This window comes from Halobacillus sp. BBL2006 (genome assembly GCF_000786645.1).
Lineage (GTDB): Bacteria > Bacillota > Bacilli > Bacillales > Halobacillaceae > Halobacillus.
In genome coordinates this window covers 1-7,349 of the sequence record NZ_JRNX01000452.1, presented here as the reverse complement: position 1 = coordinate 7,349, position 7,349 = coordinate 1, and the positions used below count along the sequence as shown (strand labels likewise).

Annotated in this window: 7 protein-coding genes; 1 reads left to right on the top strand and 6 read right to left on the bottom strand. The window is 42.8% G+C overall.

What is annotated here, in order from left to right:
* Nucleotides 1–231: 231 nt before the first annotated feature.
* On the bottom strand, nucleotides 232–1,680 hold the full coding sequence (locus LD39_RS13550; protein ID WP_052158869.1) for an MDR family MFS transporter: 1,449 nt from the start codon (nucleotides 1,678–1,680) through the stop codon (nucleotides 232–234).
* A 16-nt stretch (nucleotides 1,681–1,696) separates the two neighbouring features.
* Complete coding sequence (locus LD39_RS13545) at nucleotides 1,697–2,308, bottom strand: TetR/AcrR family transcriptional regulator (protein ID WP_035547866.1); 612 nt, start codon at nucleotides 2,306–2,308, stop codon at nucleotides 1,697–1,699.
* Between the two features lie 222 nt (nucleotides 2,309–2,530).
* On the opposite strand from LD39_RS13545, the gene LD39_RS13540 reads away from it, so the two are divergent.
* Nucleotides 2,531–3,229 (top strand): DUF421 domain-containing protein, encoded by a 699-nt coding sequence (locus LD39_RS13540; protein ID WP_035547863.1) that lies wholly within the window; start codon nucleotides 2,531–2,533, stop codon nucleotides 3,227–3,229.
* 201 nt (nucleotides 3,230–3,430) lie between these two features.
* Here the strand turns inward: LD39_RS13540 and LD39_RS13535 are convergent, their stop codons facing one another.
* The 4 genes from LD39_RS13535 to LD39_RS13520 form a co-directional block, all read right to left on the bottom strand.
* The gene (locus tag LD39_RS13535; protein ID WP_369793247.1) at nucleotides 3,431–3,952 is read right to left on the bottom strand and encodes a GrpB family protein; all 522 of its coding nucleotides are present in this window, start codon (nucleotides 3,950–3,952) and stop codon (nucleotides 3,431–3,433) included.
* 12 nt (nucleotides 3,953–3,964) lie between these two features.
* Nucleotides 3,965–5,035: a nitronate monooxygenase family protein gene (locus tag LD39_RS13530; RefSeq protein WP_035547856.1), complete on the bottom strand. Its 1,071-nt coding sequence runs from the start codon at nucleotides 5,033–5,035 to the stop codon at nucleotides 3,965–3,967.
* A 329-nt stretch (nucleotides 5,036–5,364) separates the two neighbouring features.
* Nucleotides 5,365–6,573, bottom strand: a complete 1,209-nt coding sequence (locus tag LD39_RS13525) for a Bcr/CflA family efflux MFS transporter (RefSeq protein ID WP_035547853.1) — start codon at nucleotides 6,571–6,573, stop codon at nucleotides 5,365–5,367.
* 212 nt (nucleotides 6,574–6,785) lie between these two features.
* On the bottom strand, nucleotides 6,786–7,136 hold the full coding sequence (locus LD39_RS13520; RefSeq protein ID WP_035547850.1) for a hypothetical protein: 351 nt from the start codon (nucleotides 7,134–7,136) through the stop codon (nucleotides 6,786–6,788).
* Nucleotides 7,137–7,349: the final 213 nt, after the last annotated feature.

Below are 7,349 nucleotides of genomic sequence, written 5' to 3'. Positions count from 1 at the left end.
TTGATTTTCTGCTTATGACGCGAGTGTCTGGGCGTGGGATCTGGACGAGTAGCTTCCCAACCAACCCTGAACCTCAATACAGCAACGACCCCCGGTTATCTCGAAACTGAGTCTTCCACAATCCTGCACGATTGCTGAATAACAATTATTATCTTTAGGTAGAAGAAAAGGCTCAGAGCATCTAAGCTCTGAGCCTTTTCTTAGCATATAAAATTATCACATCATCATCGTTTACCCTTGTGCCGGCCGTTCTTTACTTCCTTGGGGCTTCACACTCGTTTGCTCCGCACGTTTCGGGTTCTTAATGAAAAAGGATAGCACAAGCCCGATAATAGCTGTAATTCCTGCAACGATAAAGGAGACATTAACTCCATGAACGAACCCTGACACTCCTTCCGAAGGTCTCGCAGACGTCGTCATAACGGTGACAAGCAAGGCGGTCCCGACAGCACCTGATACCTGGCGCATCGTATTGTTCATTGCTGTCCCGTGGGCAATCAGCCTCTGAGGGAGCTGATTTAATCCGGCCGTCGTAACCGGCATCATTACCATCGCTACTCCTAACATGCGGACCGCATTCACAACCGCTAAATAAGTGAAAGTCGTTTGCGGTGTCAAGTTCGTAAACATAAATGTGGTGATCGTCAGAATTAGGAGTCCAATAATTGCAAGCCATCTTGCTCCGAACTTATCGAAAAGTCTCCCAGTAACCGGGTTCATGAATCCCATGATCAAGGCGCCGGGCAACAGCATCAGTCCTGATTCAAAAGCCGTGAAACCAAGCATATCCTGCATCAAAATCGGAAGTACTGTGGCAGCACCGATCATAGCAATGAATACGACCATACCTAAAGCAGTTGTCAAAGTAAACATATTAAACTTGAATACCCTGAACTCGAGAATAGGCTGTTCCAACTTGAACTGGCGGAGGATAAATAGAGTCAAAGCGACGGCACCCACAAGTAGAGAAATAAGCACTTGCGCGCTGCCCCACCCATCGGTACCGGCAATACTGAATCCATACAAGATTCCGCCGAAACCTAAGGAGGATAAGATGATTGATAAGATATCCAATTTAGGATAGGTCTGCTTCGTAACGTTTTTTAGAATGAAATAAGCAACGATAAAGTCAACAACGACAATCGGTAAGATGACGTAAAACAAACTTCTCCATGGGAATTGTTCGACAAGCCACCCAGATAACGTCGGCCCAATCGCCGGCGCAAAGGAGATGACCAGCCCGAACATCCCCATCGCTGCCCCGCGTTTTTCTACAGGGAAAATCAGGAATAGAATCGTCTGCATCAACGGAATGATAATCCCTGCCCCGGATGCCTGGACGACTCTTCCGACCATTAAAATGCTGAAATTAGGAGCGAGTGCACAAATAAGCGTACCAACAGCAAACAGTCCCATTGCGGTGAGGAACAGCCTTCTCGTTGTAAAGCGTTCAATTAAAAAGGCCGTAATCGGAATCATGACCCCGTTGACAAGCATGAATATCGAAGTCAGCCATTGAGCCGTGCTTGCTTCCAAATTCAAATCTTTCATAATCGGCGGCAATGCCGTCCCTAACAAAGTCTGGTTCAAAATTGCCGCGAAAGCCCCTGAGATAAGTACGATTAACAGAGGGACTTTGTTAATGGATGCTGGATTAGTCGTGTCTTGTTGATTTTCCATAAGATCATCCTTCTTTTTATTTTATTAATCCTGCTTTGACGAGATTGATTTCCATCTCGTATTTCTTCAAAGCTTCTTTTTTTGAAAAGTCGTTCGAAACACAATGAACAAGGTTATGAAAGGTTACGGCAATAACAACTTGCATAACGTGGTAGAATTCTTCCTCATTGTGAATATTTAAAGTATCCGTATCGACAAGATGATAAATATTATGCGTGCGCTGATCTCTGGCTTTTGCGGATAAATGCTTCGTGAACGTATGCTCAATCTTGTAGTTCATATTCAACAAAACATTCCGAATAAAATTGATCTTTCCGTTATCAAGGGAGTATTCGAACACTTCCTGATAGATTTCGGTCATCGCCGCAAAAAGGTCCCCCTCATATCTTTCTAAATGCAAGAGGAAATTTTCATGTCTCTCTTTGGCATGTTCATTCAACAAATAAAAGAACGCGTCTTCTTTATCTTCGAAATACTGATAAAAGCTCCCTCTCGGTATTTCAGCCTTCTTTAAAATGTTCGCTATCGAAGCATCATACAAAGATACCCGTGAAAATTCTTCCTTGGCTGCTTCAATCAGTATTCGTTTTTTCTCTTCATTCAAGTTGTAAAAAGTCTTTTTTGGCATTTTCAAATCTCCTCATCGCATTTATGACATTGTGTCATATTGGAACATTCCCTACTATAAGTGACACGGCGTCACATGTCAACATAAGGATGTTCTTTTCCGTTTACTTGCATAAAAAAAGAACTTCTCAGTTGGAAGTCCCATCTTGGATTCATATGTATAAAACCTATATTTCACCCGCAAAATAAAAGGATAATAATCTTTTTACAGGAGGTATTTCTAGTGTCCATTATTGAATTGGTTCTTCGACTAGCGCTCGCCTTTGTAACATTAATGCTTTTAACAAGGCTTATGGGTAGAAAAGAAATTTCTCAAATGACTTTTTTCAATTTCGTCTCCGCGATTTCGATTGGTACACTGGGGGCTTCCCTCGCCATTGATGCATCCATCAGTGTTCGGAATGGAATCATAGCTCTGGTAGCATGGAGTGCGTTTACTATCCTCCTTGGCTATATAGATCTCAAATCAAAAAAGGTCCGTACTTCGATCGAAGGACAGCCCATCATCTTAGTTAGAAATGGCGAAATTATGGAACAAGCTCTCAGTAAAACACGTCTGGACGTTGATGCACTGAATGTTTTACTCAGGAAGAAAAACGTCTTTTCCGTTTCTGATGTTGACTATGCCATATTTGAGACGGACGGCACGATCTCCGTACTGAAAAAACAAATGAAACAACCTATGACGAAAGCGGATATGCAAGTTCCACCGAAGAGCACAGAGAAGTTTTCTTTGCCTACAGCGGTAATTAATGATGGCAAAGTGAATGAAAGAAATTTAGAAGAATTAAATCTTGATCAAAATTGGCTGAACCAGCAATTAGAAACTGCTGGCGTTCAATCAATCGAAGAAGTTTTTTATGCAGAAGTCCAAAAAGATGGAACATTGTATGTTGATAAAAATCATGATGTTCTTCATTAATCTATAAAGGGCAGAGTCTCCCTTCCTTTCAGTATTAAGAAGGGAGAATTTGATTCAATTACTCTTCCCCTTCATCTTTCTTTCCGTCATAGTCATATCCGGATTTACCCCAGTAATACAGAAACATCGCTGAAGAAAGGACGCCCAGAAACACAACTAGAAAATTAATGAAAAACACTCCTTTTAAACAATTGAATATCATTATTTATTCTTCCGATACCACTCCAAGGCTCGCTTTTCAATAGAGGAGACTAAATCTGCTTTCCCTTCGATATAGGAAGCAATGTCATAAGGAAAACGCTGTGCCAATTTCTCTTTTACGTTTCCATACTCTTTTTTTACTTCCGGATGCGCTCTTACGTAGTCTCTAAAAGCGAGGTGGCGCTCAATTTGTTCATCTCCTTCTTCAAACATGTGTACATGATGGGTTCGATCATCGCCGCCTTTTTCGAAGTACCTGCGTCCAGGAATACCGTTTTCTCCTTTAGCTAAATAACCGACACCCTCCATTTCTTCATGAAAGTCCTCGACTCTATGAATACTTTTCACGACAGGCATCAAGTCAATGATCGGCTTTGCAGGTAAACCCTCGATAGCTGTGCTGCCGATATGATGAACCTGAATCATTTCTTCTCCAAATATATTCACTAATTTATCCGCTTCTTTAATAAACTCCGCTACCCATGATTCTGTATAAGGGCGTACCTCAACTCTTCTCACCATCATCACCTCAGTTTAAACACGGAATCTCGTTTTTTCCACATGGGAAACGATCGACTCCACAATGGAGGAAGCGGATTGGCTGCTGCTTAATCGGGGGCTTTGTCCTGACCACAGTGACATAAATTCGGGGCGGTTTTGGCTGGCTGCTTCCCTGCGAATCTCCTTCGTCAGCATATTTTGCAGAGGATAAGCTAAAAGGTCATGACCGTCCCCTTTCTCCATCTCTTCGATAAAGGAATTCCGGATTCCTCTTGCAGGTTTACCGCTGAAGACAGAAGTGACAACGGTATCGGTTTCCTTTGTATTTAAGACCGCTGCTTTATGTTGAGCTTTTGCACCACTTTCCTGACAAGTGACAAATGCTGTTCCCAGCTGGGCAGCTTGAGCTCCGAGGGCGAGGGCGGCCATAACGCCTCGTCCATCCATAATCCCGCCGGCGGCAATGACTGGAATCTTTACTTGATCGGCCACCTGAGGCACAAGCGAGATCGTTCCGATCATGGCTTGATCAAAAGCTCCGGAAAAAGTCCCTCTGTGACCGCCCGCTTCACTCCCTTGGGTGACGACCATATCAACTCCATGCTCTTCATTGATAATCGCTTCCTCCACCGTGGTAGCTGTTCCGATCACAACAATCTCCTCTTTTTTCAAATCCTTGATCACTTCACGCGGCGGCACCCCAAATGTGAAACTGACAACGGGAACTTGTTCGGTCATTAGCACCTCGATTTGTTTTTCAAAAAGAGAACGGTCCAGCTCCGGAGTCGGTTCTTGTTCGATTTGCAGGTCGTTTCGATAAGGTTCTAACCGCTTATTCGCCCCGGCTATTTCTGCCCCTGTCGCTTGAGGATATAGTGGAATAAAGACGTTTACCCCAAACGTACGCCTCGTGAGTCGCTTGATTTCCTTTAAGCTATTTACCATAGATTCTGGAGTCATATAACCCGCGCCCAAGTTTCCTAATCCTCCAGCATTTGAAACCGTTGAAACAAGTTCAGGTGTCGTGACTCCACCTGCCATGCCAGCCTGGATGATAGGATAATCGATGTTAAGCTGGTCAATCAATGAATTACTCTGCCACATGGCTCCGACTCCTTTCAAGTTAGAGTTACTTATGTTTAACACTACCTTAACATAAATTTCCTTTTCCTATATGTTTCTTTCTGTATGAAGCTAGTTCAGTAGATTTCAGTAACTGTCTGAGAGATTCTATATTAATTTTCGCTGATTGAGTTTATGTGGTGAACGATTAATACAAATTTTACAATATAAAAAGGAGGGGCGCTCCCTCCTTATCATGCCAATATTCTCTTTCAGTCAATTTGCTACTGGTTTGAAGCAGCAAACAACTCTTCTACGCCTTATGCACGCTTCAAAGCTGTGATTGTGCCCTGGTGTAGCCCTCTACTCGGTTACGAAGCTGCCGCTTGAGGTTTTTTCGTCATCGTAAAAAATGTGCATGCCCCAATTGAAGCCGAGATAAACAACGTAGCTCCCATCGGTACAGCAGTGGTTTCGTCAATTCCTACCAGTGGGGAGACCATAGAACCGAATAATAACGGGAGCATCCCTAACACGGCACTTGCACTCCCGGCGCGGCGACCCTGATGCTCCATGGCAAGCGTGAAGGTACTGGTCAGAACCATTCCCATTGCCGTCATATAAATGAAAATCGGAATCACGAGTGAAGGAAGTGGACCTTCAATGATTGTCATAACAAGCAGCACGGAAGTCGCACTAACAGCGGTAATGACAGCCGCTCGCAATAAGCTTCTTTCATGGATAATGCCGCCTAACCTTCCTACAAGGAAACTCCCTGTAATAATGGCCAGCCCATTAATTCCAAAGAGCACACTAAACATTTGCGGCGATACGCCATAGATTCCCTGGTACACGAATGGGGTTCCAGATACATAAGCAAAGCTTCCCCCATGGACGAATCCTATCGTCAAAGCATATCCGATAAAGGATCGATCCTTAAGCAAACTTCCCATCGTCTGTACAGAACTTTTGATGGAGCTTGGAATCCGTTTATCATGCGGCAGTGTTTCTCTTAATTTCCAACCAATTGTCATGACGATAATAAGACCTAGTAAGCATAGAAAATAGAAAATCGTCTTCCAGCTTGCAAAAGGGAGCAGCAAGATGGCCCCTCCTGTCATAGGTGCAATCATGGGAGCCGTCGCATTGATTACCATTAATAAGGAGAAAAATTTCGTAAGTTCTCTTCCGCTGAACACATCACGCACAACTGCACGTGAGAGTACCACCCCGGCAGAAGCTGTAAACCCTTGTAAAAATCGAGCGATGACCAGCACAATAATATTCGGTGCAAACGCACAAAGCAGAGATGATAATGCGAATAAAGAAATAGAAACTAATAATGGCTTCTTTCTCCCTTGAGCATCACTAATTGGACCAACAACCATCTGCCCGACGGCAAGTCCAATCAAGCACGTCGTTAAACTAAGCTGTACGAGTGAGGCAGAAGCATTTAAATCTTCGGCAATGCCTGGGAAGCTCGGTAAGTACATATCAATATTCAACGGCCCCAAAATTCCGAGCATGCCGAGAAGGAACGCTAATCCTAGTCGCTCTTTTCCTGTTGGGTTATGTAGCATAAATGTCAAACACCTTTCTAATTAACTCTATCTTTAATAAAATCCTTTTGTTGAATATCCCCTCAATTGGACTTTTAAACTATCATTTTACCCTTCATTAGAAAGGAAATCTATTTATTTACTCATATTATCTAGTATTAAAAAAGGAGCGCCTAATTTATAGACGGTCCTTTTCATATGCGTAAGTGTTAATTATTCAGCTCTTAATCGAATCAATAGCCCGGAAGTACAGTAATAATCTCCTTCGTATCTGGATCAACTAAAAATGAAGGATAGGCTGCATATTTTTTGCTGTCAGCTGGAACAACCATAATGACGTTCTGATGTAAATACTTCTCATCGACTTGTTGATGAGAAACGATCTCTTCATCGACTACTTTTTCTTTGATTTCGCCATTCAACCATACTTCTTTATCACGAAGAGGAATTTCAGAGTTTTCGACATAAGCCCATACATTTTCTCTTACTTCTTGGTATTCATCTTCTGATTCTGTTGAACCAGAATCTTGACACCCGGTCAGCGCGATCGCAAACGTTAATATTATCATGGATGCTCGCCTCACCACTCCCACCCCTTTCTATTTATTTAGTCGTCGACATAGACGAATTGTTACAATTATCCAGCGATTGACGGCCATTTTTTACATCCTCCCCCTATCACTTTTGGCGGATGACCTTTATAATAAGAAAGCATGAACTTATGTAGAAAAGGTGTATGAATAATGAGTTTACTAACCGTACAAAATTTAACCCACGGATTCGGAGATCGCGCGATT

Coding starts and splice junctions, on each gene's coding strand:
- LD39_RS13535 (WP_369793247.1), bottom strand. CDS start 3,952: ATGGTGAGAAGAGTTGAGGTACGCCCTTATACAGAATCATGGGTAGCG.
- LD39_RS13530 (WP_035547856.1), bottom strand. CDS start 5,035: ATGTGGCAGAGTAATTCATTGATTGACCAGCTTAACATCGATTATCCT.
- LD39_RS13550 (WP_052158869.1), bottom strand. CDS start 1,680: ATGGAAAATCAACAAGACACGACTAATCCAGCATCCATTAACAAAGTC.
- LD39_RS13525 (WP_035547853.1), bottom strand. CDS start 6,573: ATGCTACATAACCCAACAGGAAAAGAGCGACTAGGATTAGCGTTCCTT.
- LD39_RS13545 (WP_035547866.1), bottom strand. CDS start 2,308: ATGCCAAAAAAGACTTTTTACAACTTGAATGAAGAGAAAAAACGAATA.